The organism is Burkholderia sp. AU33545, from assembly GCF_020419685.1.
In the GTDB taxonomy this organism is placed as follows: Bacteria; Pseudomonadota; Gammaproteobacteria; order Burkholderiales; family Burkholderiaceae; genus Burkholderia; species Burkholderia diffusa.
Window position 1 is genome coordinate 801276 of sequence record NZ_JAIZRQ010000001.1, and the last position, 26049, is coordinate 827324.

Consider the following 26049-nt stretch of genomic DNA (forward strand, 5'->3'; position numbering starts at 1 on the left):
TCTGACAGAGTCGCCATGATTATTAGTCCGCCTTTTGTGAATTCGGCTCAGCCTGATAACGATCCGAACGTCGATCCTGCGCGGGATTCGTTCCCTATGCTGGAGTGTGGTCCTGGAAACGGGGCATTTCCCGTCAGTTTTAATCTCGGATGGCACGGCGGAGCGCATCTGGAAGCTCCGGTCGACAATCAGGGGCATCTACTTCCGGTTAGAGCGATTGCAGACGGTACGATTGTGTTCGTTCGTGCCACGGATACGAAGAACAAACCTGAATTGAACTATGCCGGCGTACGAACTGACGACGGTTGTGTAGTCATTCGGCATGACACGGAGATCGGGGACGGCGAGCAATCAAAGGTCACCTTCTTTTCTGTGTATATGCATCTGCAAAGTGTGGAACCACTGACGGCAGGAAAAAAAGTCCACCGCAAGGACAAGCTAGGTTTGCCGGGGATTGTGTATAGTCGGCCGGGGCGCATCCACTTCGAAATTGTTTGCGACAGTCAAAACATGACGAAGTTACTCGGACGTGCTCCGGGGCCAATGGGGAGTGCAGGCCGTATCGACGCGATCTATGGAGATATTTGGTTTTTTGTTCCAGTCGGAGCGAATTTATATTCGAACGAGCCGCACCCTGCTAAGAGCGATGGTAGCGTTTCAGTAGACGGAGCACCACCCCAGGTCGCAATTTCGCAGACGACGAGTCCGCTTGCCGTGCGGATGCATTATGACAGGGGATGTACCCTGACGACATATCAATGCACCGCCGATGGCAGTTGGGAAGTTTGCGCTGATATGCCGCCAGAACAGGATGCTGAATATGATCTTTATAATCGATCGCAGCAGTTGAATGGGAAATACTCTCAAGGAACACCTCCGTCAACCAGCGTAATCTTCGAAGTTTTACGTTTCGGGCGATGTATCAATGAACAAGCTAATGCGAATTTTAACCATTGGCGAAAGGTGAATACTCCTGTCGGTCAGGGATGGATCAACCTGTCTGGTCAGGGCGTTCAGGCATATAGTGACGCCGATTTTCCAGAATGGGCGGGCTGGAATTTTATTCAAGACGATTCGACGAAAAGCAATCTCTGTGACTCGCCAACGTTAAAGAAATGGCTGCTGGATGCTTCTGGTGAGACACAAATTGATCATGCCGGAATGGTAGGCGCACTGCAGAACGCAGCTCTCAGAAAACGTCTTGCACAGGTGGTGTGCCGATTTTCTACGGAATGGTCTGCTAGCAATTTAGACGAGCTCTATGGTTGGTTAAAGACTGAACATGAGGCGTTAAGCGCACCGCTCTCCGATGATGATTTCAAGTTGTTTGAAGGGCATGTGCAGGCTTTGGCATTTTGGGAGAAAATTCAAGGCGAGAAGCCAGCGGCTGATGATTGCTGGCATTGGCCGCCTACAGCATTTATTCGACACTTCATGAAGTGTAAGTGGTTTAGTGAGGATGAGTTTAAGCAAATTTATCCATCTGCTTCTGCGAGTTCAGTCCAGAAATATCGAACAAGTATCAACAAGACGGTGAATAAATATTGCTTGACCACAACGCTCAGACTGTCGCACTTTTTTGGTCAAGCCTCCGTCGAGTCGGGTCAACTTCGCTGGATGGCCGAGCTCTACAATGGTGATCCATACGAATATTTTAGAAAGTACGAGAAGGCGAAGAATTATGCCGGATGGCTGGGGAACGTGGAGTGGAATGACGGCGGAAAATTCCGGGGTAGAGGTTTCAAGCAGCTAACTGGAAGGGCAAATTACTCCAAATATTTTGTCTATCGAGGGTGGTTTCAAAAATCTTCCTTCGCGGAGGTGTGGTGGAACGATGCGCGCTGGTGGGGTTTTACTCCTCCCTATCATTCGGCGCAGCATAAGGATTTGACGCCGATTCAAAATTCAACAACTGTTGCTCAGCTCATTTCGACCTTGAGACCGCCAATTATTTCGAATCCTGATATTGTGTCAGATGATGCCTATGTGTCTATTGATACGGCAGGATTTTTCTGGGCGAAGAATTTGCTGCTTGGTATTGCTGATAGAGACGATGCAATAAATTTGACAAATAAGATCAGAGGGGATCATGCTTCTTCGGCGGCGGATTTTCCCGCCGATGCTCATTTCCCTCAGAGATTGTCGGAGGCGGGAAGAATTAAGGGGATTTTATCTTGAGATCGAAATTTTGGATTTTCGCTATTCTTTTTTTTGCGGGATTGCGTGGGGTTTGGGCTGCAAGTCCATCTGATGTTACTATTTTGGCTAAGTCGGGTGGTGAGTCTTTCACATTTGTTTGCGAAGTCGGTCAGCCTGAAATTAAGGTGTTTGCGGGTGATAAGATCGACGGGGAGGCAGGTGTATTGATTGATCAGAAGTTGGACGACTCAGACAATTGTGTCGGGGCAGAATGGATCGTAAATCAGCTGGCTGAATCTGATGTCACGCTGGTTATGATAAATCCTGGAAGGTCGGGAGCCAATGTCCAGATGAATGTTTACGCGCTGCAGGGCGGTAAGGCGACATTTGCCGGATATTTGCCCGTCGGAGCAGATTATGTTGGGAAGGCAGCGTACTTCTATGATTTCGATCAGGCCGACGGATCGTGGAGAAGGGTTTATGAGGTGGTTGGTGGGAAAATAATTTTGTATAGAGAAATTCAGCTTATGCAATCTGGGAGCGTGTGTGTTGATAAGGGTGGGATCGTAGGTGCTGATTCTGCGTGTGGCGGCAGGAGATTAAAGGCCGGTGCAAAGAAGCCACTGTGTATAGTATATGAGGGGCACGTTGGGAAGATTTCGCCGACCAAGAATTGTTCTGGATTGACTGGCCGTCCTGGATAATTGCATTGAGATGAGGCTGTGTGGTGAATATTTTTTGATTGCCTCAATTGTGATGTTTTTTAGGTCGAGGTGTGATGGTATGCTGAACGCTATTCGAATGGGTGATTCGACTGATCACGGTGGTGAGGTTGTTGAGGCGTCACGGATTATGAAGATAAATGGGCGAGGGGTCGCGAGAAAAGGGGATAAAATAAAGTGTCCAATTCACCCAGATGTTAATCCGAATGTGATCGAAGAGGGTGATCCAAATATCAAGGATCACGGTGTTCCGATTGCACGGCAAGGCCATCTTGGAACATGTGGTTGTCGTTTAATTTCAAGCCTTGAATGACATGGCGCGAGGCATGCTACCGTATTTTTGATTACCGTTAAGTGCTTCACGTTGACCTCTGGACCGGCCAGCCTTTCGTAGACATCTTCGAGCCATAATTTATGGCAACCGAGGAGGTCGATATGAGCGGCAAGCGGTACACGGATGAGTTCAAGATTGAGGCAGTCAAGCAAGTCACCGAGTGAGGTCATTCGGTAGCTGATGTGGCGCAGCGACTGGGCATCACGACTCATAGTCTGTATGCCTAGAAAGCGAAGTTCGATAAGCCGGATGTCGTGCGAAAAGCGGAGCTAGACCAGAATGCCGAGGTACGGCGCCTGAAGGCCGAGCTTAAACGCGTGACCGAGGAACGCGACATTCTAAAAAAAGCCGCCGCGTACTTTGCAAAGGGATAACGGCAAGGTACGCGTTCATGCGAGCCCATATCAACGAGCATTGTCTGCGCACAATGTGCAGAGTGCTTGGCGTGCATCGCAGCGGCTATTACGTCTGGCAGCGCCAGTTGGTCAGCGCCCGTAAGCGCGAGGATGATCGACTGTTGGGGCTGATCAAGCATCACTGGCTGGCCAGCGGCGGCGTCTACGGTTATCGCGAAGTCACCGTGGATTTGTGCGAATCGGGCGAGGCGTGCATCCGAGCATCCCGGTCGGCCCTCGAATGAGGTGGGTGACACCCTTGCTGGCGGACGCATGCTGGATGCGTCTTAGGCGCAAAGTTGATGCCGACCAGTCAACGCCCTTTGTATTCAGGGTTATTGGGATTCAATTGATCCGTCCGATTATCTGTCGCTGCCTTGGAGGCTGGGTTGTTCGGGTTCAGACTGTTGCTCCGGTCGTCATTGGGCCGCGTATCGGGATCCCAGTCGCGAGTTTCACACTGGATGACATAAGCCGGGCGCCTCGAATACCTCTCGTTGCCGAGGAACAAATAGTGCCAAGTGTCATGCTTGTCGCCTATATCGAGTTTGACATCGTGCTGCTCGGCCGTCGCAAACGGATCAATCAGGCACAGGCAATCGAGCCTGCTGCACCCGCAGGAACCCTTCCGTACGATCGGCTCAAACCCCATTTCTGCTAGGAATCCAGCTCGGTTCTTGACACTTGTAAAGTTGTGACCATTCCTGGACACGTATATCACTTTCATCGCTTTGCCCCCGATTTTTCTAATAGCGAATTGGGTGTACCAGTGTGACGGGTTGAATCCGCAATCGGTGGCGGTTCCCCAAAACGGCGAGCGTAGGTTTTGGCGTAGGTTTGTCCGCCGAGCATTAGCAGGTAAGGCGCAGGTACTGCTGCATCATTGGGGTGTGGGCTGAGATAGTGTTGGGTTGTCTGGTTCCAGGGCGCGGTCAGCCGTCTTGGTGTCACGGGCCCGGAACGCGCTCTCGCTCTGCTGGCGACTATTGTATCCGGCCCCATAAGCACTGACATCACATCGAAAACTTAGCTGGATCGTCGCTGAATGGAAGTGGGGATGCGAAACTGGTGGAAGCCGAGATGGATCGATGTGGATTGACCTAGGCTGAATCGGGTTATATGAACCGAATAAAGAAAAAGGGGTTACACGCTTTTGGCATGTAACCCCTTGATTCCTTTGGTCGGAGCGATAGGATTCGAACCTACGACCCTCTGATCCCAAATCAGATGCGCTACCAGGCTGCGCTACGCTCCGACGAGCCAAAGATTCTATCGTCTAATGGGTAACTGGGTCAATCACGTTTTGCATAAGGCGCACGTCATCACGAAACGCTCACGATTGGCGACAATTCGAAGCGTGATCGTCCGGCCTGCGAGTGTGCGGCCGGATCATTCGTCGAAGCCTGGAGAGACATCATGATGAACCTGATCCTGTGGCGCCACGCCGAAGCCGAGGACTACGCGGCAAGCGACCTCGCACGCCAGTTGACGGCCCGCGGGCGCAAGGAAGCGCAGGCCATGGCCAAATGGCTGCGCGGCCGGCTCGAGTCGAGCAGCGTGATCCTCGCCAGCCCGGCGGCGCGCACCGTGCAGACCGTCGAGGCGCTGACCGACCAGTACCGGACCGTCGATGCGCTCGCGCCGGGCTGCAGCGTCGACGACGTGCTGGCGGCCGCCGGGTGGCCCGACGGCATCGCGCCGACGGTCGTGATCGTCGGGCACCAGCCGACGCTCGGCAGCGTCGCGGCGCAGCTGATCGCCGGCAACGGCGACAGTTGGAGCGTCAAGAAGGGCGGTATCGTGTGGCTCGCGAGCCGCACGCGCGACGGCAGCCGTCAGGCCGTGCTGCGCGCGGTATTGACGCCAGACCTTGTCTGACGGGGTTCGAAGGCATTGATCATACGGTTTCGCAGGCTTTCTGCTAAAGTCAATTCGGCGACACGTCATTGAAAGGACACGGTCGTGCCACAGAACGGTAACGACCGGTTACTACATTGGCTGGCATGTCGTCCTATTCCTTACGATCAGGAAAGCCTAATGCGAGAACTGCCGACGCCTACGCTCCCCTTTGCCTCGCTTCCCCTCGACACGTCGCGGCGTCACCTGCCGCGCGCTGCTGAAACCGTCACATCCGAGTTCCGTCTGCGGGCCGCCTGGGCACGCACGGAAGACGAACTGCGCGAGGCCCAGCGCCTGCGTTACACCGTGTTCGCCGAAGAGATGGGCGCACAGGTCAGCGGTCCATCCGGTCTCGACGTCGATCCGTTCGACGCCTATTGCGATCATCTGCTGGTGCGCGATCTCGATACGCTGAAGGTGGTCGGCACGTACCGTGTGCTGCCGCCGCACCAGGCCGCGCGTGTCGGCCGTCTCTACGCCGAAGGCGAATTCGACCTGTCGCGCCTTACGCACCTGCGCGGCAAGATGGTCGAGGTCGGCCGCTCGTGCGTGCACAGCGACTACCGCAGCGGCGCCGTCATCATGGCGCTCTGGGGCGGTCTCGGCGCGTACATGATGCAGAACGGCTACGAGACGATGCTCGGCTGCGCGAGCGTGTCGATGGCCGACGGCGGGCACTATGCGGCGAACCTGTATCAGTCGCTGCCGGCCAACTCGCTGACGGCGCCGGAATACCGCGCGTTCCCTCATACGGCGCTGCCGGTCGACGAACTGCAGACGGGCACCGTCGTCGCACCGCCGCCGCTGATCAAGGGCTACCTGCGTCTCGGTGCGAAGATTTGCGGTGCTCCGGCGTGGGATCCCGACTTCAACTGCGCGGACTTCCTGACGCTGTTCCGGTTGTCGGACATCAACGCCCGCTACGCCCGGCACTTTCTGGGCTGAGCCATTCTGATCGCGGCGCGCTGCTCAGGCGCGCACGCAAGCGAACGCCGTCGCACGGCAGATTGCCGCGCGACGGCGTTTGTTCGTTCCGAGGAAGTTGTTCTATCCGGCCCTGTTAATTTGGGCGGTACGCACTGCCCACCGTGCACGCAGGAGCACGTTCGGAGCAGGCCGCGCAAGCGGCGGCCCGGACGACAGGGCGGGCTTGCCTAGTGCTTGCGCCGCCAGTCGAGCAGGTGGTGTTCGGCCATCCAGTGATGGATCATTCCTTCGCCGCCGTGGCTGCGCTTGTATTCGCGCGACTCGAAATAGGACAGGGCGACGAGCACCATCAGACCGATGAACAGACCGATCAGGCCGGCGATTTCTTCAGACGACATGGCAGCCTCCTTTCAACGGCACAGCGCCATGGGTACATGGTAGAACATGCGCGGGACAACCCCTAACCCGGAATTCCGCTAGACTCGGCGCGGTCCTGGCGCGCGATGGGCGCGCCGTTTTCCGGAGCCTCACCGATGACCCGTTTCATGCTGGCCGTGCTGGCCGCGTCCGTTCTCGCCGGCTGTTCCGGCGATCCCCGCCAGGCCCGCCGCGGCCACCCGCCGCAAGATCCGGCCGATTACCACGGCGTGCCGACCGACATGACGCCACCGTCGATGCTCGGTGCGCCTGGGCCGTCAGCACCCGCACCCGCGCAATAACGAAACCGGCCGGCCTGCGTGGCCGTCAGGTGCCGGCTGCGGGTGCGTCGGCGCCGATTCGCCGCGTCAGCGCCGGCAGGTAGCGCGCGAGCGTCGCGCCGCGCGCCACCATGAACAGCAGCAGCGCGAACCACAGCCCGTGATTGCCGAACGGGCCGACAGCCGCCAGCGTCGCGGCAATGAAGATCGCGAACGACACGACCATCGCGCGCATCAGCGATTGCGTCTGCGTCGCGCCGATGAACACGCCGTCGAGCAGGAACCCCCATACGGACACGATCGGCGAGATCGCTGCCCACGGCAGGTATTGCAGCGCGACCGCGCGGATCCCGGCCTGGTCGGTCAGCCGTGCGACGATCCAGCCGCCGGCCGCCCAGTAGACGAGCGCGAACAGCAGCGCGCCGAGCGCGGACCACAGCAGCGTGACCCGCACGGCCCACCGGAATGCGGCGCGGTCGCGCGCGCCGGCTGCGGCGCCGACGAGCGCCTCTGCCGCATGCGCGAAGCCGTCGAGCCCGTACGCCATGAAGGTCTGGAAATTCAGCAGCAATGCGTTGGCCGCGAGCGTCGCGTCACCCTGTTTGGCGCCCAGGTGCGCGAACCAGCCGAACGCGCCGAGCAGGCACAGCGTGCGAAGGAAGATGTCGCGATTGAGCGCGATCAGCCGCTTGAGCGCCGCGCGATCCGCCAATGCACCCGCGGCCAGCGGCGCAAGGCCGCGCGGGCGCAGTTGCCATAGCATCCATGCGCCGAGCGCGAAGCCGCACGCGTCCGCGGTCGCGGTCGCCGCACCGATCCCGGCGATACCCCAGCCGAAGCCGTACACGTACAGCAGCACGGCGCCGATGTTCACCGCGTTGATGAAGACCTGCGCGACGAGCGCGAGCCGCACGCGCTGCACGCCGAACAGATAGCCGAGCACGACGTAGTTCGCGAGCGCGAACGGCGCGCTCCAGATTCGTGCGTGGCCATAGGCCAGCGCCGTCGCGCGGACGGCGTCGCTGCCGCCCAGCGCGGTCAGCGCGAATGACAGCAGCGGCACCTGCAGCGCGAGCACGGCGGCGCCGAGCGCGAACGCGACGATCAGCGCGCGCAGCACGTTGAGCCGGATGCTGGCGGCGTCGCCGGCGCCGTGCGCCTGCGCGACGAGGCCGGTCGTGCCCATGCGCAGGAAGCCGAAGCCCCAGAACACGAAGTTGAAGAACAGCCCGCCGAGCGCGACGCCGCCGAGATACTGCGCGCCGTCGAGGTGGCCGGCGACGGCCGTGTCGACCGCGCCGAGGATCGGCTGGGTCAGGTTCGCAAGGACGATCGGGAAGGCGAGCGCGAGGACGCGCCGGTGCGAGACCGCGGCCGACCCGGTGCCGGCTCCGTGCGGTAATGCGGATTCGGACATGGCGAACGCGTCAGGCGCGTTCCTGCACGCAGACCCACGGCGACACCACTACCGCCCACAGCTCCGGATTGCGCGCCGCGAAGTCGGCGGCGGTTTCCGCGGGCATGCGCGCGACGAGACTGGACGACAGCCAGCGCGTAACCTGTTCGGCGTCGTCGCCGGCGATCGCTTCCGCGACGCTGACGAGATCGAGATCGCGTGCGACCGACAGCAGCTTGCCCTGCGCGAAGAAGCGCTCGAGGTCGCACCAGTCGATCTTGGCGGTTTCGCCGAGGAGTTTGGCGTAGAGCGGGCTGTGCGACGCGCCCGCGGCGGATTCGTGTTGGTCGGAGGACATCGGTCGTGTACTGAAAAGACTGCGTGGGCGCCACTATAAACCATCCGGGCGCGCGGCCAGCCACGCGGCGCGGCGGCACGCGCCCGGTTCATGCGTCGCGCAGCGCGCGGCGCACGATCTTGCCGGTTGCCGTCATCGGCAGGCTGTCGACGAACGCGATCGCGCGCGGGTACTCGTGCGCGGCCAGGCGCGTTCGCACGTGGGCCTGCAGTGCCTGCAAGAGCGCGTCGTTGCCGACGTGGCCGGGGTTCAGCACCACGAACGCCTTGACGATCTCGGTGCGCGTCGGATCGGGCACGCCGACGACGGCCGCCATCCGCACCGCCGGGTGCGTGAGCAGGCAGTCTTCAATCGGCCCCGGCCCGATCCGGTAGCCGGCGCTCGTGATCACGTCGTCGTCGCGGCCGACGAATCGCACGAAGCCGTTGTCATCGATGGTGCCGGTGTCGCCGGTGAGGAGGTAGTCGCCCGCGAACTTGTCGCGCGTCGCGGCGGGATTGCGCCAGTATTCGAGGAACATCACCGGGTCGGGGCAACGCACCGCGATGCGCCCCTCGACGCCGGGCGGGAGCGGCGTGCCGTGCTCGTCGACGATCGCGACCGCATGGCCGGGCACGGCCTTGCCGATCGCACCGGGCTGCGCGTCGAACAGCGCCGCGCATGACGACAGCACCATGTTGCATTCGGTCTGTCCGTAGAACTCGTTGATCGTCACGCCGAGCGCGTCGCGTCCCCAGGCGGTCAGTTCGGTGCCGAGAGATTCTCCGCCGCTCGCGACCGATTTCAGCGCCAGCGCATGGCGCTCGCGCGGCGCGAGCACCGCGCGCATCAGCTTCAACGCGGTCGGCGGCAGGAACGCATGGGTCACGCCGTGCCGCGCCATCAGCGCGAACGCGGCTTCGCCGTCGAACTTCTCGAAGCGGCGCGCGAGCACGGGCACGCCGTGGTGCCATGACGGCAGCAGCACGTCGAGGAGCCCGCCGATCCACGCCCAGTCGGCGGGTGTCCAGAACAGGCGCGCATCGCGCGGAAAGCATTGCTGCGACATCTCGACGCCCGGCAGGTGGCCCAGCAGCACGCGATGCGCATGGAGTGCGCCTTTCGGCTTCCCGGTCGTCCCGGACGTGTAGATGATGACCGCCGGGTCGTCGGCGGCGGTGTCCGCCGGCACGAAATCCGGCGATTCGGCGGCGAGTGCGGCGTCGAAGCGCAGCACGCCGGGCGCATCGGGCGCATCGTCGCCGATGCAGTAGCACGTGCGCAGCGCCGGCAGTTGCGCGCGCAGCGGCGCGATCTTCGCGTAACCGGCCGCGTCGGTGACGAGCGCGGCGGCTTCGCTGTTCGAGAGCCGGTATTCGAGCGCGTCGGCGCCGAACAGCGTGAACAGCGGCACCGCGATCGCGCCGAGTTTGTACGCGGCGAGATGGGCGATCGCGGTTTCGGGGCCCTGCGCGAGGAAGATGGCGATCCGGTCGCCGCGTTGCAATCCCGCACGCGCAAAGCTGTTCGCGAGCCGGTTAGAAGCATTCCTCAGGTCGTCGAACGTGAGGTGGGACACGTCGCCTTGCGTCGTTTCGTGAATCAGCGCGAGCCGTCCGCTGCCGTCGGCCCACTTGTCGCAGACGTCCACACCAATGTTGTAACGGGCCGGAACGTCCCACGCGAAGCGGGAGAGCAGGTCGTCGTAGCGGTCGGCGGCGGGTAGCATCGTGTGTCTCCTTGGCGTCGATCGTCGGCATTGGTCGATAGATTACATCGGCATTTCACGCGACCGAAATCACAATGGCGCCTGATGGATAGGGAATGTGCGGACTCGTCCAACGGGGGCGGCTCAGTGCACGATTCCGCCATGACGCATAAGATCATGACAAAACAGTGATGAGACCATGGATTTGCTTCTGATAGCTGCGGGGTTCAGCCTGTTCGGAATCGGTGCGCTGGTGGCGTTTGCCAGCCGCGTCGATCCGTTGTCGGGCCGGTTCACCGGCCGTCTGCGCAAGCGCTGACACAACCTTACCGATCTCCCTCGCGACGACATGCGATGCATGCCGGCATCGCGTGTCGTCCTCCTTCGGCGGTGGCGTGCTCAGCGCGCCGGCAGGTAGCGTGCCGGATCGATCGAGCGGCCGCCGTAGCGCAGCTCGAAGTGCAGCGCGACGCGATCGCTGTCGCTGTTGCCCATCTCCGCGATCGTTTGCCCCTGCGTGACCGACTGGCCTTCCTTCACGAGCAGCGCACGGTTGTGCGCGTAGGCCGTCAGGTAGTCGGCATTGTGCTTGAGGATGATCAAGTTGCCGTAGCCGCGCAATCCGTTGCCCGCGTAGACGACGGTGCCCGGTGCGGCGGCCAGCACCGGCGTGCCCGTGGCGTTGGCGATATCGATGCCCTTGGATTTCGAGCCGTCGAAGCTGCGCACCACGTTGCCGGCGGCCGGCCAGATCAGCGCGATGCTGGTGGCCGGCTTGACGGCCGATTCGACCGGCGCCGAAGGCGCGGGGCGGCTGCGGCCCGCACTGCCGGTGCCGGTGGTCGATGCGGTCGTCGTGCCGGGCGGCGGCGCGACGCGCAGCACCTGGCCGACCTCGATCGCGTCGGGATTCGTGATCTGGTTCCAGCGCACGATGTTCGCCATCGACGTGCGATTCTCGCGCGCGATCTTGTAGAGCGTGTCGCCGCGCTCGACGCGGTAGTAACCCGGGCCGACGGGTGCGGAGCCGCACGCGACGAGCAGTGCGGCGCAGGCGGCCGCGAAGAGCCGCTTCGTTGTTGTTCCGAACATTGAACCTCGCAAAACCCCGCCGCGCGCGATGCGGCAGGCGATACAAAACGTCCGATTTTAACGGGTTCGACCCGAGCACCGCAGTTTCGGGCCGCGGGCGCCGCCGGCGCGCACCGATTCGCCGGTGCGGCCGACGTCAGCCGGCGAGCGGCAGCACGCGAATCCGCAGCGCCGCCGTTTCGGTCGCGCCGGGTGCGAGCGTGCGCAGCCCGAGGCCGTTGTGGATCGCGTCCGGCAGGCCGAGCCACGGCTCGACGCAGTAGAAGTCCGATTCCGGCTTTTCCGTCCAGGTCGTGACCGCGTACCACGGAATCGAGCCCGGGACGTCGAGCGCGATCTCTATCGTGTGGTGGCGGCCCGGCATCACGATGCGCACCGGCTCGGACGGCGCGCCGTCGAGGCAGTGGAAGCGGTCGAGAATGTCTGGATCGCCGAGGCTGTACGATGCTTCGCCGGGCTCGAGCGGGCTGATCGAGCCGTCGGCGCGCTGCATGCAGCGGCGCGTCGGCGGCAGCTCGAGCGTGGTTTGCGCGCGCTCGCCGTGCGGCAGTGCGAAGTAGAAATGGTGGCCCGCGTAGTAGGGCAGTGGCGTGTCGCCGCGATTGGTCGTGGTGAGTGCGACGTCGAGCGTGTGGGCATCGGCGAGCCGGTAGGTCGTCTCGAACCGGAAATCGAACGGGTAGCTGTCGTGCAGCGCGTCGTTCGCATCGAGCGTCATCGATAGCGCGGCGCCGTCGGCCGACGGTTGTGCCGCGAACGGGAGGTCGCGCGCGAAACCATGCATCGGCAGGTCGCGGACCACGCCGGCGGCATCGCGCCAGCGGCCCAGTTCGCCGTCGACGCGATGGCGGCCGAGGAACGGGAACAGCAGGGGATTGCCGCCGCGCACGCGCGCGAGGTTGCTCCAGTCGGCGGCTTCCGGCCAGAAGATGACCGGCTCGTTGTCGACGTGCCACGACAGCAGGCGGCCGCCGAATTGCGGGGCGACCCGGACGAGCGACGGGCCGGCGTGAAGTTCATGAATGTCGTGCTGCTGGAAGATCGGCATGGCGAATCGGTATGAACGGGTGGACGGGTGCGCGGTGGTGCGCTCCATTATCGGGCCGCGAGGCGGTCGGGGAAAACCCTTCTCGGGGAAATCGCGAGTTTTTCAGACTGCCGACGGTCTGGATAATGCGGTTAAACCGGTGATGTTGCCGGGTCATGACACTTCGTGGAGGGGGCCATGGATCTGGCAATGGCAATGGGTATCGCACTGTTCGGCATGTTTACCGGCAGCACGGTATTGTTTTTCTATCAGCTCGGCCGCTGACGGCAATTTCTGCCGGAATCGAAAGGCCCGCCATGCAAATGGCGGGCTTTTTGCTTTCTGAGCGCTTACAAGTTGCAAGCGTTTGTGTGCATTGCCGCAATAACCGGCCAAATGCCTTGGCGCAGTAATCCTGGCTGGGCATAATCGGGGCGCGTTTTTTCGGACGCGCGATGCGTCGTCCGCTTTTCTACCCGATTGATCATCACTAAAAGGACCGACGCGTGAGTCTCTGGTTTCTGATATTCCTGAGCGTCCTGCAGGGCGTCACCGAACTCTTCCCCGTCAGCAGTCTCGGCCACACGCTGCTCGTGCCCGCGCTGTTCGGCATGCACATCGACAAGCACGCACCGCAGTTGCTGCCGTTCCTCGTCGCGCTGCACCTCGGCACCGCGCTCGCACTGCTGTGGTACTTCCGCGCACGCTGGATCGCGCTGATCAGCGGCTTCTTCGCGCAGCTCGGCGGCCGCAAGAACGACGACGGGCACCTGATGTGGGCGCTGATCATCGGCACGATCCCGACCGGGATCGTCGGCCTGCTGCTCGAGAAGCGCATCGAGCGCGTGTTCCACGACCTGCGGATCGTCGCGATCGCGCTGATCATCAACGGCGTGCTGCTGTGGGTCGGCGATCGGATCCAGCGCAGCCGTGCACACCAGCCGCCCGAGAAGATGACGTTCAAGCAGGCGTTCTTCGTGGGCCTCGCGCAGATCGGCGCGCTGATCCCGGGTTTTTCGCGCAGCGGGCTGACGATGATTGCCGGTAACGCGGCGGGGCTGACGGCGGAAAAGGCGGCGGAGTTTTCGTTCCTGCTCGGCACGCCGATCATTTTTGCGGCGGGCGTGCTGGAACTGCCGAAGCTGTTCCATGCACGCGACCAGCTCGCGGACGCGTTGCTCGGTGGCGTGCTGACGGCGATTGCCGCTTATCTGAGCGTGCGGTTTTTGATGCGCTATTTCGAAGGGCGCGGGCGGCTGGCTTCGTTCGGCGTGTATTGCGTGATTGCCGGAGTGTTTTGCCTTGGGTGGTTCATGCTGCATCCGCAGCCGGTTTGACGGTTGCGGTGCCGGTTGCGCGTCGCGCATGATATGACGCGATGATCAGGTATAATTTCGGGCTCGGCTTCATGCCGGGCCCGTTTCGTTTCGGGGCTTTGAGTCCGGTTTGTGCCGTGTTGTGCTCGAAGCCTTTCGCGTCAAATGCGGCCCGGTTTGTGTGGCCGTGTCTTTTCCCCTCGACCCGCCCTTAGCTCAGTTGGATAGAGCAACGGCCTTCTAAGCCGTAGGTCACACGTTCGAATCGTGTAGGGCGGGCCAGAAATTCCCCAAAAGATCAACGGGTTGCACTCGGTCTGTTTCCCGGTCGGTTGCAGAGCCAGTCACAATTCAGTGTGACCAGAGTGTGACCGGATTCTACCTTCTGCAAACCGTTCCGCGCGACTGTTGCGCCGCGAACGATGCTTCATGTCTGACGGCCATCTGCCGATACGTCACGGAACTGGCAAGACGGGCGGGAGCGCCAGACTTCACATTGCACGATCTGAAGAAACTGCTAGCCAGCGTGGCGGTACGACAGGGCATCTCTTTTGCGATCCTGCGCCGGATTCAGGGACATGCGCCGACGCGTTGGGGATTCGGGACGTGCCGCACCTGCACTACGTGAGTCTCGATGCTCGCGATGTCGCAGGGCCGTTGGAAGAGATTCTGGCGGCGTTGTTGGGGCATGCTTCGTGATTTCGTCAGGTGTCGGCGGATTGGCCGAAAGGCATAATGTCTACGATGCCACCGCAATTCGATTACCACGATGAAGAAGTCACGCCGCCCAAAACCTGAACAACCGGGCATCGCCTTCGAGAAGGTGGTTGCTGCGATTCAGTCGCAAATCGATCCACAAGCTACTGTGACGCATACACCCCGATGAAATTCAGGCCATCATTGATGCCACCGAATCCAACAATCTCCGGGACTTCATCCGACTGGCTGTCGCCACTGGTATGCGTCGAAGCGAAATTGTATCTTTGCGATGGGAAAACATCGACCTTGAACGGCGAACGGCGTACCTGCCAGTAACAAAGACAGATTCACCCCGTACTGTTCCCTTGTCCACGGTCGCGATAGCCATACTGCAAGCCCGCAAGGATGCGGGGCATGTGCAGCTTTTCTCAATAACGGCCAACGCGTTCACGCGGGCTTTCAATCGATCTATACAGCGGGCACGCACCCGGTACGAAGCAGATTGTCGCGAACTCGATCAACCAGAGGACCCGCGTTGGCTTGTCGGTGTCAGGCTACACGATCTCCGGCACGAAGCGACAAGCCGTTTTTTTGAACACGGACTGAACATCATGGAAGTTGCCAGTATCACCGGACACAAGACGCTCTCGATGCTACGGCGGTACACCCACCTACGAGCCGAAGACCTTGCGAAAAAGCTAGACTAGCAGCAAAGACAAGGCATGTGCCCCGGTTCTCCGGGAACGTACATGATTTTGGCTGCGTCGCCGCGCTCCATAACGAGATGGTCACTCTGGTCGAATGCAACACGTTGTCCTCGACCCATTCGGCTGGAGATCCCGCTCATCAAGTCACGTCCCCCCCGATCCGCTAGACAGTAACGTGAGGGCCTGTTGCCTGCAAAAGTGATCACCCAGTCGGACTACACTGCCGCCTTCATTGCTCTGCGCGGGCGTTTTGGTACCGTATGCCCACTCAGCTTCGCACATGCAGCGTCGATCAATTTAATGAACTCTCTAGCATCAGTAAAATAATTCCTAAAGGCCAAGCGAACCTCCTTACCCGAATCAGCCCTCACAAGGACAATATCCGCATTTGGCATCTTTTTTTCCAATTCAAATAATGCGCGAAGCGCATCTGGGGCATCACGATAACTCAGAACCTCCAAATCTCCCTCACCAGAGAAAATAAGAATCGCATTCTTCTTCCCCGAAATTTCACTTCTCGCCTGATTCAATCCCCTCAACGTCTGCAACAGGCCGATTTCGTTCTCCGCCGACAAAAACTCTTCGAGCACTTCGCGATCCGTTTTATCGGGAAACACCCCCGTCATCCCCTCATGCGCCCTCGCCAAAATTTCACTAGCAAGGCACATTGCATGCTCATACCTCTTATCCCCCTGCTGAAATTTTGGCTGACTCTCTGTAACGAATCCAATGACCTCCACAGCAGTAGCCCATGCGTGCTGCACAAGAGTGCGATACTGAATCTCGATGTAGAGACCAGTCAAATGCCTACCACTTTCAGAATTCACATTATATTCATATATATCATGAATCCCTCTATAACCAGTAGATTTTGGGCGAGAAATGTAATTATATTTTTCAGGATCATTCCTTAGCCTATGATTAAACCTAGCATCATGAAACTTGACTCTAAATTTACGAAGATCATTTGCATTTTTGAATATCAGCCTACACCCTGCGACGTCGTCCATCCTACCCAATTGCATATCAGGCAAACGTGCCAACTTCCCAAAAATAGTATTCTTCCTTTTGTGCCGCTGCGCTACGGTTACATTCGTACCCTTGGTACGGGTTCTCAAAATAGCCTGAAATGTATTCAGTACCCCACGATGGGCAGCGCGCCACTCCTCAATGACATCCAAATCCTCCGACGTAGCCACACCGTCTCGCACGTTGTTTCCCGCCCGATTAACTCGCTTTCGAGAACCACCCGGAAATGTCATCACTTCGTCAGCCATTCATACCCCGCAACTTTCTTGAATAGTTCGCAATTTATTGCCGCCACCCGGCGACGTTTCGTCATTGTGACAGGAACAGTTACAAGAGAATAGATAGTCGGCATAGAAAAGATTGATCGTGCATTGCAATGCCTCACAAAAGCCTAACAATCAGCGGTTCTACGATCTCGAATCCACGCAACTGCGCCAGCCATCGGGGCGGGATTCGTTCGATGCCGAATTTGATACCAGCCAAACCACACGCGACCACTGCTGTCGTGTCGGTATCGTTCCCGAACTGGATCGCAGTTTGGGCGACATCTTCGAACGATTGCCCCTTCATCGCCGTCCGGGCTGAAAAGATCGTATCGAGGTGAATTATGTGGACACCGTCCGAAACGCTGAACGGCAAGCGACGACTGCATACCAGCGGGCACTTTCCTGTCTTTCCCGAGGCCGAATCCGGATTCGGCAAGCAATTGGAAGGCTGCAAAAGCGTTGCGCTTCGAAGGATCAATTGCCGAGACAGCCCCGCATCGACCGACCTTCGCACGCCGCCATCGCTCGGTTCGCCGTCGGGGTGACTCGCCATTGTCGTTTTAGAACGACCGTGCTAAATTCCCGCCAGCATTTGCAGTCACCGACCTAATCATCCGGTTCCGGCAACCGGCGCCAACGGGCGCGCCTGCGCGTCGCCCGACAGGAGACAGACGTGATGGAGCATGCATCGATCGAGCACCCGCGGACCGAGCCGGGCAAGCGGGCCGCATGGAGGGCGTCGCGATGAGCCTGCTGATGTCGCGACGCGATCTCGCGTTTCTGCTGTACGACTGGCTCGATGCGAATGCGCTCGCCGCGCTGCCGCGCTATGCGGAGCACAGCCGCGAGACGTTCGATGCGGTGCTCGACACCAGCGAGCGGATCGCGGTGGACCTGTTCGCGCCGCATGCGGCGCGCGGCGACCGCGAGGAGCCGCGGTTCGACGGCGAGCGCGTGACGCTGATTCCCGAGGTCGAGCCGGCGGTGCGGGCCTTCGCCGCCGCCGGCCTGATCGCCGCGGGCCAGGACGAAGCATTCGGCGGGATGCGGCTGCCGAAACTCATCGAAGCCGCATCGTTCCTGTTCTTCCAGGCCGCGAACATCGCGACCGCCGCGTATCCGTTCCTCACCGTCGCGAACGCGAACCTGCTGCTCGCGCACGGCAGCCCCGCGCAGATCGACGCGTTCGCGCGTCCCGAGCTGGAAGGGCGCTTCTTCGGCACGATGTGCCTGTCCGAGCCGCAGGCCGGTTCGTCGCTGTCGGACATCGTCACGCGTGCCGACTTCGAGCGTGCGTCGCCGCTCGGCCCGCGCTACCGGATCACCGGCAACAAGATGTGGATTTCGGGTGGCGAGCACGAACTGGCGGAGAACATCGTTCACCTCGTGCTCGCGAAGATTCCCGACGAACAAGGGCGGCTGCTGCCCGGCACGCGCGGCATCTCGCTGTTCATCGTCCCCAGGTATCTGCCGGCCGAGGACGGCGCCGCTCAAGGCGAGCACAACGACGTGGTGCTTGCGGGCCTGAATCACAAGATGGGCTATCGCGGTACGACCAACTGCCTGCTGAACTTCGGCGAAGGCACGCGCCATCGTCCGCAGGGGCGCGCCGGTGCGATCGGCTATCTGGTCGGCGAGCCCAATCACGGCCTCGCTTACATGTTCCACATGATGAACGAGGCGCGCATCGGTGTCGGCGCGGGTGCGGTGGCGCTCGGCTACACCGGTTACCTGCATGCGCTCGACTATGCGCGCAACCGGCCGCAGGGGCGTCCGCTGGGACCGGCCGGCAAGGACGCGGCGGCGCCGCAGACGCCGATCGTCGCGCACCCGGACGTGCGGCGCATGCTGCTCGCGCAGAAGGCGTACGTCGAAGGCGGGCTCGCGCTGATCCTGTACTGCGCGCGGCTCGTCGACGAAGCGCGCGCGCACGGCGATGCGGCGGTGCGCGCCGAGGCCGCGCGCCTGCTCGACATCCTGACGCCGATCGCGAAAAGCTGGCCGTCGCAGTGGTGTCTCGCGGCCAACGATCTCGCGATCCAGGTGCACGGCGGATATGGCTATACGCGCGACTATCCGGTCGAGCGGTTCTATCGCGACAACCGCCTGAACCCGATCCATGAAGGCACGCACGGCATCCAGGCGCTCGACCTGCTGGGCCGCAAGGTCGGTCAGGACGACGGCGCGCTGCTGCGTACGCTCGATGCACGTATCGAAACGACGCTCGAACGCGCGCGGGCGGCGGATGGCGATACGCGCGTGCATGCCGATGCGCTGGCGCCGCGCTGGGCACGGCTCGTCGACGTCACGCGCGCATTGGCCGCGCTCGGCGATCCGCAGGTGCGGCTCGCGAATGCGAGCGTCTATCTGGAGGCGTTCGGTCATCTGGTTGTCGCGTGGCTGTGGCTCGACGTGACGCTCGCCGCGCGCGGACGCGATGACGATTTTCACGACGGCAAGCGAGCCGCCGCGCGATACTTCTTTCGCTGGGAACTGCCGAAGGTGGATGCGCAGCTCGACCTGCTGGCGAGCGTCGATACGACGACGCTCGACATGCGCGACGCGTGGTTCTGAGCGTCGCGCCGCACGGATGAAGGTGCCGCGGTGCGGGCCGTCTGGCCTGCGCCGCGCGCCGGTCGCGCGGGCGCGTCCCGCTGCCGTATCGATGCGCGGCGATGTCGCGCAAGGAGAATGGAGAGCATGAAAGCGCTGTTGTGTACCGCATTCGGCCCGATCGACCGCTTGCGTATCGAGGACGTCGCGATTCCTGAACCGGCCGCTGGTCAGGTGCGGATTCGCGTGAAGGCGGCGTCGCTCAATTTCCCCGATGCGCTGATCGTCCAGGGGCTGTATCAGGTGAAGCCGGCATTGCCGTTCTCGCCCGGCGCCGAATTCGCCGGCGTGATCGACGCGGTCGGCGACGGCGTGAGCGCCTGGCGGCCGGGCGACGAGGTGGTCGCGTTCACCGGCCACGGCGGCTTCGCCGCGCAGTGCGTGGCCGACGTGCACCAGATCGCGGCGCTGCCGCCGGGGATGACGTTCGAGCAGGGCGCGGCGCTCGTGCTGGCGTATGGCACGTCGCTGCATGCGCTGCAGCAGCGCGCGCGCCTGCAGCAGGGCGAGACGCTGCTGGTGCTGGGCGCGGGCGGCGGTGTCGGGCTCGCCGCGATCGAGATCGCGAAGGCGCTGGGCGCGCGCGTGATCGCGGCCGCGTCGAGCGCGGACAAACTGGCGCTATGCCGCGAAGCCGGCGCCGACGACACGATCGACTATGCGACCGAGGACCTGCGGCGCCGCGTCGACGAACTGACCGGCGGACGCGGCGCGGACGTCGTCTACGATCCGGTCGGCGGCGCGTACAGCGAGGCCGCGCTGCGCGCGACCGCGTGGCGCGGCCGGTTCCTCGTGGTCGGTTTCGCAGCCGGCGAAATTCCGAAGATCGCGCTGAACCTTGCACTGCTCAAGGAGCGCGACATTCTGGGCGTGTTCTGGGGCGATGCGGTGCGGCGCGACCCGGCGCAGCATGCGGCGAACATGCGCCAGCTCGCGCAATGGTTCGCGGCCGGCAAGGTGCGGCCCGCGATCACCGAGCGCGTGCCGCTCGCGGGTGCGGCCGACGCCATTGCGCGCATGGCGAACCGGCAGGTCAAGGGCAAGGTCGTGATCCTGCCGGACGCGTGATCACGCCGGTGCCGGTTCACGCGGCGGCGGCCCGCCCGGGCGTCGCCTTCGATCGAGGTTCTTTCGTGTAACTCTACCGGAGTCGCTGACCATGCAATCCCTGTCGAATCTGCAGCCTGCCGTCGCGGCCTCGCTTGCTGCGTGGCACGCGATGCTCGCGCGCAAGGATTTCAGCGCGCTCGACACGATCGTCCATCCGGATGCCGTGTTCCGTTCGCCGATGGCGTTCAAGCCGTACGGGCCGGCGCCCGCACTGTTGCTCGCGCTGCGCACGGTGCTCACGATCCTCGAGAACTTCGAATATCACCGCGCGTTCGCCGACGACGACGGCACGAGCGTCGTGCTGGAATTCAGTGCGACGGTCGGCGACAAGCGGCTGAAGGGGATCGACATGATCCGCTTCGACGCCGACGGACGGATCGTCGAATTCGAGGTGATGATCCGTCCGTTCAACGCGCTGCAGGCGCTCGGCGCGGAGATGGGCGCACGGCTCGGGCAGCAGCTGCCGGCGTTCAGGAGCGGCGGGTGAGGGGGCGGCGACGCCCCGCTTGCATTCATTTACGCAGTGATATGGACGATGCGTGGCCGGCCCGGCCACGTGCCGTATTCTCCGGTGCGTCGCCGAGGAAGTCCGGCAACGCCCGCGGCGGCAGAGTAATCACGAAGCGTGCGCCGCCGAGCGGCGAATCCTCGAGCCGCACGTCGCCGCCGTGCACGAGCGCGACGCGTCGCACGATCGCGAGCCCGAGCCCGAATCCGCCGGTCTGCCGGTCGCGGCTCGAGTCGAGCCGCTGGAACGGTTCGAACACGCGCGCGCGTTCGGCGACCGGAATGCCGGGACCATCGTCGTCGACGCTCAGCACCAGCGCGCCGGACGCATCGTGCGTCGCGGACAGCAGGACGGTGCGCGACGCATAACGCGCGCCGTTGCGGATCAGGTTCAGCAGCGCGCGTGCGACGAGCTTCGGATCGCACACGTGCGAGGCAGGGGCGCCGCTCGTCGACACGCCGAGCGTGAGGCCGCGGTCGGCGACGTCGTTCGCGACGTTGCCGGCCACGCTGTCGATCAGCGCATCGACGACGACGTCCATCGGCGCGAGCTCGCTTGCGCCTTGTTCGAGCCGCCCGATCGTCAGCAGCTCGGTCACGAGACCGTCGAGTTCGCGCACGTCGCGTCGAAGTTCGTCGCGGCGTTCGCGCATCCGCCCGCTCTCGTCGGATTCGGCGAGCAGCGCGAGCCCGAATTCGAGGCGCGCGAGCGGCGTCTTCAGCTCATGCGAGATGCCATGCATCATTTCGCGCTGCTGCTTGATCGACGCCTCGATCCGCTCGGCCATGTCGTTGAACTGCTGCGACAGCTCGTAGATGTTCGATCGCCCGGACAGCTTCACGCGCGTCGACAGCTTGCCCGCACCGAACGCGTGCGCGGCGGCCTGCAGCTTGCGCAGGTCGCGCCAGTGATACGAGATCCACAGCACCACGGCCAACAGCGCGGCGAGCGCGAGCAGCAGGTACGCGTAGATCTTGATGTCGAGATCGGCCGCCTCGGTCGGGCGCGCATGCAGCACGGACCCGTCCGCGAGCGGCATGTAGTAATCCTTGGCGTCGTAGCTGATCGCGATCCGGCCCGCGTCGAGATCGCGCAGCGGTGTGCCGCTCAACTGCGCGCGGGCGTCGGCCATCGTCATGAAGCCGAATCCTTCGTTGCCGTGCTTCGCGAGTTCGCGCAGCGCGAGCATGCGCTGCGCGCCCGGATGACGCTCCAGATAATCGTTCAGCACGAACGCGTAGGTCGTCAGCGAATCGCGCTGCGCCTGCGCGACGCGATCATAGAAGATCCGGTCGAACGAGAACTGGATGAAAGCGATCGATCCGGCGACGCACAGGATCACGATGAAGTACAGCCTGATCAACGGGCGCAGCATTTATTCGTCCCACGCGGAAGGGCTGAACAGGTAGCCGCGGCCCCAGATCGTCTTGATCTTGTGCGGCTCCGACGACGCATCCTCGAAGCGCCGGCGCAGCTTCGAGATGCCGGAATCGACCGAGCGGTCGAGCCCGTCGAACTCGATCCCACGCAACTGCTTCAGGATGTCGTCGCGGCTCAGCACGGTGCCGGCCGCGCGCGCGAGGATCAGCAGCAGGTTGAACTCGGCCGTCTTCAGGTCGACAGGATCGCCGCGCCATGTGACGGTGCGGTTCGGCGGCGAGATCGTCAGTTCTCCGAATACCAGCGCTTCGGGCGCGGCGGCGGGCCTATCCGTCGCGGCCGGCTGCGCGCGGCGCAGCAGCGCGCGGGCGCGCGCCACCAGCACCCGCGGCTCGATCGGCTTCGTCACGTAGTCGTCGGCGCCGGTTTCGAGGCCCGCGACCTGATCGTAGACGTCCGCGCGCGCGGTGAGAATCAGCACCGGGACGTTGGTGAACGCGCGAATGCGCCGGCACACTTCCATCCCGTCGAGGTTCGGCAGCATCAGGTCGAGGATCACGAGCGCGGGCTGGTGTTCGCGCACCGCCGCGACCGCCAGGTCGCCGCGTCGCACGACCGTCACCGCGAATTCGTAGTTGTCGAGGTATTCGCGCACGAGCTGCGCGAGGCGGTCGTCGTCCTCGATCAGCAGTACACGGTATTTGAGCGGATTGTCGTACATGGTCTCCTCGATGCGCGCGCGTCGTCCCGCATCCCGGCAGGCGGGCGCGCGGCGCGGCACGCGAATTCTATCCGGCGTTCCGGCGGCCTGGGCAGCAAGGCGACAATCGCGAACAATCGAACACAATTGAGCACAGATTCCCCGCAGATTCCGGACAGTCCCGGCGCACGGCGGCACCTAGACTTCGGGCTCCGTCACTCTTATTTCAATATTGTGCGCCCAACCCTTCGCCGCTCCCGTTATTGCGTGCCGCTTGCCGGCCTGACTGCCGGCCTGACCCTTGCCGCCGCCGCCCATGCGGAAAACCAGTATTCGCTTTCGCTCGGTGGCGGGTTCGCGCCGCGCTACCAGGGGAGCAACCAGTATCGCGGCGTCGTCGCGCCGGGGTTTTCCGCGAAGTTCGGCAACGGCTTCTTCATCGACAGCACCGCGGGCGCCGGCTATCGGCTGGACCTCCCGCACGGCGCGTTCGTGTCGGCGGCGGTGAGCTATGACGCGGGCCGCGCGGACGAGAACCGCTTCGACCTGCCCGGTTCGGACTACCTGAAGGGGATGGGCCGGATTCCCGGCTCGGTGCTCGTCGGTGTGCGGGCAGGGCTGACGCTGTTCGATGCGGCGGAGCTGAGCGTGTCGGTCGACACCCCGGTGACGCATACGTCGCGCGGCGTGTCGGGGCATGTCGACCTCGCGGTGCCGGTGTTCAAGACCGCGCGGCACGAGATCGTCGTGACGGGCAGCGTGCATGCCGGGACCGGACGCTACACACAGACGTTCTACGGCGTGACCGACGCGCAGTCGATGGCGAGCCGCTTCCGGCCATATTCGACGAGCGGCGGGATCGACAGCGCGACGATGTCGGTCGCGTGGCACTGGAGCCTGTCGCGGCACTGGTCGGTCCTCGCGACGGGCGGCGTGACGCGCCTGCTCGGGCGCTATGGCGACAGCCCGATCGTCCAGTCGCGCAGCAACTACTACGGGATGGCCGGCGCGACCTACAGGTTTTGAACGGGTGGCCGGCGCGCGCGTGCCGGACATGACGCGCCGGTGCGCCTGAACGGCCGACGCCGCGAACCGCGTGCGGTAACATGCGGGCGGGTCAGGCGTCGCGCCGGGCCTGCGACGCCGGTGCGCCTGAACGGCTCGACCGCGTCGTCCATCGCCGCCATTCGCCGGCCGCCATCCGTCAGGATAGGGCCGGCGGCGCGCGGCGCCGATCACGCAAGCGATACCCGGCCTTGCACGCATGCCGCACGTGAATCGCCGGGCCGCGACAGGGAGATACCGATGAAGAGAACGATCGCGATGCTCGTGGCACTCGTTGCGAGCGCAACCTTCGCAGGATGTGCGGACATGAACACGAAACACCGCAACGCCACCGCCGGCGGCGCAGTGACGAACCCGGCTCCGTCGGGCGCCGTGAACGCATGCAAGGCGGACGCCGCGCCGGACGATGCGCTGATCGGCAAGACGGAGGGCGAGGCGGCCGCACTGCTCGACGGCTGCCTGTGGCGCGTGCTCGAGCGCGACGGCCAGTCGTTGCCAGGCACGATGGACTATCGCCCGGAGCGCCGCGACCTTGGCATTCGCGACGGCAAGGTGATCTGGGTGCGGCGCGGGTGATGCGGCTGGGCGGTGCGTGCGTTACTTCGAGATATACCAGAGCGCGTCGGTGCTGACGCGTGCAGCCGGCTTCGTCGCGGCCGGCGCCTGAGGTGTCGCGACGGGGGGCGGCGTGTTCGACGTCACGGCGGTGGGCCACGTCGCGGGCGTCTGCGACGTGGTCGATGCCGTCGAGGTATTTGCCGTACTCGAGGTCGCCGCCGATCCTGACGTCGACGCCGTATCGATATACCAGAGCGCATTGGCAGTGTGCTTCACGGTCGGTGCCGCGGCAGCCGTTGCCGCCGTCGCGCCTGAACGCGGCGTTCCCGCTGCCGCTCCCGCCCCAGCCCCTGCCTGCGCAGTCGCCCCTGCCGCACCGCGCTGCGCGCGCGCCTCGAACGGCCCGAGCTGGAAGATTAACGTTTGCGCGGGACGCGTCAGAACGGCATACGGGAACTGCAGCTCCCACGACATCAGCACGCGGCCCGACGACGTCTCGGTGAAGATCGCCGGCACGTGCTTCATGTCGCTGAACTGCACGTAGATTCGCGCGCCGTCGTCGAACACCTGGGTCGGCTTGGCCTGGTCGGCACCCGTGACCGTCCAGCCGAAGTTGTACGTGCCGGCCGGGCCGGCGGGCCCGCCTTGCGGCTGCGGCGGCGGGGCGGCCGGCGCGAGCGTGCGGGCACGCGCGACCGGCGGTGCCGACACGCTCAGGCTCGCGAACGGGTTGTACGCCTGCACCTGCTGCGGCGGCGTGAAAGAGGGTGGCAGGATGGGCATGGGAGTATCCGGCGAATCCGGCATGGTCCGGATTGCATCATAGACCTTGCGGGCATACGCGAGGCGCTTGTCGGGCGACGCGGAGTTGTACGCGCCGATCGCGTTCCAGTTGGCGCCGAGCTGTCGGATGTTCTGCGACAGGATCCACGCGCCGACGTACGCGTTGGTGCACGCATCGAACAGGCTTTCCCGCGAGATGCCTTCGCGCGCGAGCGTCGGCAGCCACGTGCTGTTGATCTGCATCAGCCCGATGTCGACGGTGCCGTTCGTGTTGGTGTTGACGGCATTCGGGTTCATTCCCGATTCGACCTGCGCGATGCCGCGCAGCAGGCTCACGCTCACCTTCTGGAACGTGGCCGCGTCGTCGAGGCAGTCGGCACGCGCGAATCCGTGCAGCGCGCACGACAGCGCGATCGTCGCGGCGATCTTCGGCGTGGCGTGGCTGATCGAACGGGCAGTCTGACGCGGCATGGCAGGATGGGGCGGAATCCGGCCGCCCGGTGCAAGGAAATTACGCAGACGCGAAGTGTGCCATAGCGCGCAGTCAAATGGCTCGCGTCAAACTTTCCTTTGCATTTGCCGGCGCATGTGTCGCGCATTTTCGTTGGCGCCGGTATCGACGCGCGGCAGGACGGAATCGG

23 protein-coding genes, 2 tRNA genes and 2 pseudogenes are annotated in these 26049 nt (G+C 62.9%); 15 read left to right on the plus strand and 12 right to left on the minus strand.

Going from position 1 to position 26049, the window contains the following annotated elements:
- The first annotated feature begins 15 nt into the window (after nucleotides 1-15).
- From LGM71_RS03695 to LGM71_RS03710, 4 genes and pseudogenes are all read left to right on the plus strand, one after another.
- A complete protein-coding gene (locus LGM71_RS03695) occupies nucleotides 16-2178 on the plus strand; it encodes a M23 family metallopeptidase (protein ID WP_226114036.1) in 2163 nt (720 codons plus the stop codon).
- The gene (locus LGM71_RS03700) at nucleotides 2175-2843 is read left to right on the plus strand and encodes a hypothetical protein (RefSeq protein WP_226114037.1); all 669 of its coding nucleotides are present in this window, start codon (nucleotides 2175-2177) and stop codon (nucleotides 2841-2843) included. The genes LGM71_RS03695 and LGM71_RS03700 overlap by 4 nt, the downstream gene beginning before the upstream one ends.
- A gap of 79 nt (nucleotides 2844-2922) precedes the next feature.
- Nucleotides 2923-3174 (plus strand): PAAR domain-containing protein, encoded by a 252-nt coding sequence (locus tag LGM71_RS03705; protein WP_175983412.1) that lies wholly within the window; start codon nucleotides 2923-2925, stop codon nucleotides 3172-3174.
- 122 nt (nucleotides 3175-3296) lie between these two features.
- Nucleotides 3297-3811: pseudogene (locus LGM71_RS03710) on the plus strand (transposase); the annotation flags it as partial.
- A gap of 957 nt (nucleotides 3812-4768) precedes the next feature.
- Here the strand turns inward: LGM71_RS03710 and LGM71_RS03715 are convergent.
- Nucleotides 4769-4845 (minus strand) — tRNA-Pro (locus tag LGM71_RS03715).
- 161 nt (nucleotides 4846-5006) lie between these two features.
- Here LGM71_RS03715 and sixA point away from each other — a divergent pair.
- A complete protein-coding gene (gene sixA, locus LGM71_RS03720) occupies nucleotides 5007-5468 on the plus strand; it encodes a phosphohistidine phosphatase SixA (RefSeq protein WP_226114038.1) in 462 nt (153 codons plus the stop codon).
- A gap of 159 nt (nucleotides 5469-5627) precedes the next feature.
- Nucleotides 5628-6434 (plus strand): GNAT family N-acetyltransferase, encoded by an 807-nt coding sequence (locus tag LGM71_RS03725; protein ID WP_059606381.1) that lies wholly within the window; start codon nucleotides 5628-5630, stop codon nucleotides 6432-6434.
- A 209-nt stretch (nucleotides 6435-6643) separates the two neighbouring features.
- Here the strand turns inward: LGM71_RS03725 and LGM71_RS03730 are convergent, their stop codons facing one another.
- A complete protein-coding gene (locus tag LGM71_RS03730; protein ID WP_162840567.1) occupies nucleotides 6644-6814 on the minus strand; it encodes a hypothetical protein in 171 nt (56 codons plus the stop codon).
- Nucleotides 6815-6949: 135 nt separating this feature from the next.
- Here LGM71_RS03730 and LGM71_RS03735 point away from each other — a divergent pair, with 135 nt between their 5' ends.
- Complete coding sequence (locus LGM71_RS03735; protein WP_226114039.1) at nucleotides 6950-7135, plus strand: hypothetical protein; 186 nt, start codon at nucleotides 6950-6952, stop codon at nucleotides 7133-7135.
- A gap of 25 nt (nucleotides 7136-7160) precedes the next feature.
- Here the strand turns inward: LGM71_RS03735 and LGM71_RS03740 are convergent, their stop codons facing one another.
- From LGM71_RS03740 to LGM71_RS03760, 5 genes are all read right to left on the minus strand, one after another.
- Nucleotides 7161-8531 carry an MATE family efflux transporter gene (locus tag LGM71_RS03740; RefSeq protein WP_226114040.1) on the minus strand — a complete coding sequence of 457 codons (1371 nt, stop codon included), beginning with the start codon at nucleotides 8529-8531 and terminating at the stop codon, nucleotides 7161-7163.
- A gap of 10 nt (nucleotides 8532-8541) precedes the next feature.
- The gene (locus tag LGM71_RS03745; protein ID WP_226114041.1) at nucleotides 8542-8868 is read right to left on the minus strand and encodes a DUF2288 domain-containing protein; all 327 of its coding nucleotides are present in this window, start codon (nucleotides 8866-8868) and stop codon (nucleotides 8542-8544) included.
- 88 nt (nucleotides 8869-8956) lie between these two features.
- Nucleotides 8957-10576 (minus strand): acyl-CoA synthetase, encoded by a 1620-nt coding sequence (locus tag LGM71_RS03750; protein WP_226114042.1) that lies wholly within the window; start codon nucleotides 10574-10576, stop codon nucleotides 8957-8959.
- A gap of 378 nt (nucleotides 10577-10954) precedes the next feature.
- Nucleotides 10955-11647, minus strand: a complete 693-nt coding sequence (locus LGM71_RS03755) for a peptidoglycan DD-metalloendopeptidase family protein (protein WP_059606395.1) — start codon at nucleotides 11645-11647, stop codon at nucleotides 10955-10957.
- Nucleotides 11648-11783: 136 nt separating this feature from the next.
- Nucleotides 11784-12695, minus strand: coding sequence for an aldose epimerase (locus LGM71_RS03760; protein ID WP_226114043.1), 912 nt, complete (start codon nucleotides 12693-12695; stop codon nucleotides 11784-11786).
- 485 nt (nucleotides 12696-13180) lie between these two features.
- Between LGM71_RS03760 and LGM71_RS03765 the strand changes: the two genes are divergently transcribed.
- The 3 genes and pseudogenes from LGM71_RS03765 to LGM71_RS03775 all read left to right on the plus strand — a co-directional run.
- Nucleotides 13181-14011, plus strand: a complete 831-nt coding sequence (locus LGM71_RS03765; RefSeq protein ID WP_059606402.1) for an undecaprenyl-diphosphate phosphatase — start codon at nucleotides 13181-13183, stop codon at nucleotides 14009-14011.
- A 184-nt stretch (nucleotides 14012-14195) separates the two neighbouring features.
- Nucleotides 14196-14272 (plus strand) — tRNA-Arg (locus LGM71_RS03770).
- Between the two features lie 587 nt (nucleotides 14273-14859).
- Nucleotides 14860-15396: pseudogene (locus tag LGM71_RS03775) on the plus strand (site-specific integrase); the annotation flags it as partial.
- 215 nt (nucleotides 15397-15611) lie between these two features.
- Here LGM71_RS03775 and LGM71_RS03780 read toward each other — a convergent pair.
- Both LGM71_RS03780 and LGM71_RS03785 read right to left on the minus strand, forming a co-directional pair.
- Nucleotides 15612-16673 carry a RelA/SpoT domain-containing protein gene (locus LGM71_RS03780; RefSeq protein WP_226114044.1) on the minus strand — a complete coding sequence of 354 codons (1062 nt, stop codon included), beginning with the start codon at nucleotides 16671-16673 and terminating at the stop codon, nucleotides 15612-15614.
- A gap of 133 nt (nucleotides 16674-16806) precedes the next feature.
- Nucleotides 16807-17064, minus strand: a complete 258-nt coding sequence (locus LGM71_RS03785; protein ID WP_226114045.1) for an ADP-ribosylglycohydrolase family protein — start codon at nucleotides 17062-17064, stop codon at nucleotides 16807-16809.
- A 371-nt stretch (nucleotides 17065-17435) separates the two neighbouring features.
- On the opposite strand from LGM71_RS03785, the gene LGM71_RS03790 reads away from it, so the two are divergent.
- From LGM71_RS03790 to LGM71_RS03800, 3 genes are all read left to right on the plus strand, one after another.
- Nucleotides 17436-19265 carry an acyl-CoA dehydrogenase gene (locus tag LGM71_RS03790; RefSeq protein WP_226114046.1) on the plus strand — a complete coding sequence of 610 codons (1830 nt, stop codon included), beginning with the start codon at nucleotides 17436-17438 and terminating at the stop codon, nucleotides 19263-19265.
- 126 nt (nucleotides 19266-19391) lie between these two features.
- On the plus strand, nucleotides 19392-20372 hold the full coding sequence (locus tag LGM71_RS03795; protein WP_059606595.1) for an NADPH:quinone oxidoreductase family protein: 981 nt from the start codon (nucleotides 19392-19394) through the stop codon (nucleotides 20370-20372).
- A gap of 91 nt (nucleotides 20373-20463) precedes the next feature.
- Nucleotides 20464-20901 carry a nuclear transport factor 2 family protein gene (locus tag LGM71_RS03800; RefSeq protein ID WP_059606426.1) on the plus strand — a complete coding sequence of 146 codons (438 nt, stop codon included), beginning with the start codon at nucleotides 20464-20466 and terminating at the stop codon, nucleotides 20899-20901.
- Between the two features lie 25 nt (nucleotides 20902-20926).
- Here LGM71_RS03800 and LGM71_RS03805 read toward each other — a convergent pair whose 3' ends face one another.
- Both LGM71_RS03805 and LGM71_RS03810 read right to left on the minus strand, forming a co-directional pair.
- A complete protein-coding gene (locus tag LGM71_RS03805; protein WP_226114047.1) occupies nucleotides 20927-22297 on the minus strand; it encodes an ATP-binding protein in 1371 nt (456 codons plus the stop codon).
- Nucleotides 22298-23023: a response regulator gene (locus LGM71_RS03810; RefSeq protein ID WP_059606429.1), complete on the minus strand. Its 726-nt coding sequence runs from the start codon at nucleotides 23021-23023 to the stop codon at nucleotides 22298-22300.
- A gap of 246 nt (nucleotides 23024-23269) precedes the next feature.
- Between LGM71_RS03810 and LGM71_RS03815 the strand changes: the two genes are divergently transcribed.
- A complete protein-coding gene (locus LGM71_RS03815) occupies nucleotides 23270-24028 on the plus strand; it encodes a MipA/OmpV family protein (protein ID WP_226114048.1) in 759 nt (252 codons plus the stop codon).
- A gap of 279 nt (nucleotides 24029-24307) precedes the next feature.
- Nucleotides 24308-24643: a hypothetical protein gene (locus LGM71_RS03820; RefSeq protein WP_124626607.1), complete on the plus strand. Its 336-nt coding sequence runs from the start codon at nucleotides 24308-24310 to the stop codon at nucleotides 24641-24643.
- Nucleotides 24644-24664: 21 nt separating this feature from the next.
- Here the strand turns inward: LGM71_RS03820 and LGM71_RS03825 are convergent, their stop codons facing one another.
- The gene (locus LGM71_RS03825; RefSeq protein ID WP_124626606.1) at nucleotides 24665-25879 is read right to left on the minus strand and encodes a transglycosylase SLT domain-containing protein; all 1215 of its coding nucleotides are present in this window, start codon (nucleotides 25877-25879) and stop codon (nucleotides 24665-24667) included.
- Between the last annotated feature and the right edge of the window lie 170 nt (nucleotides 25880-26049).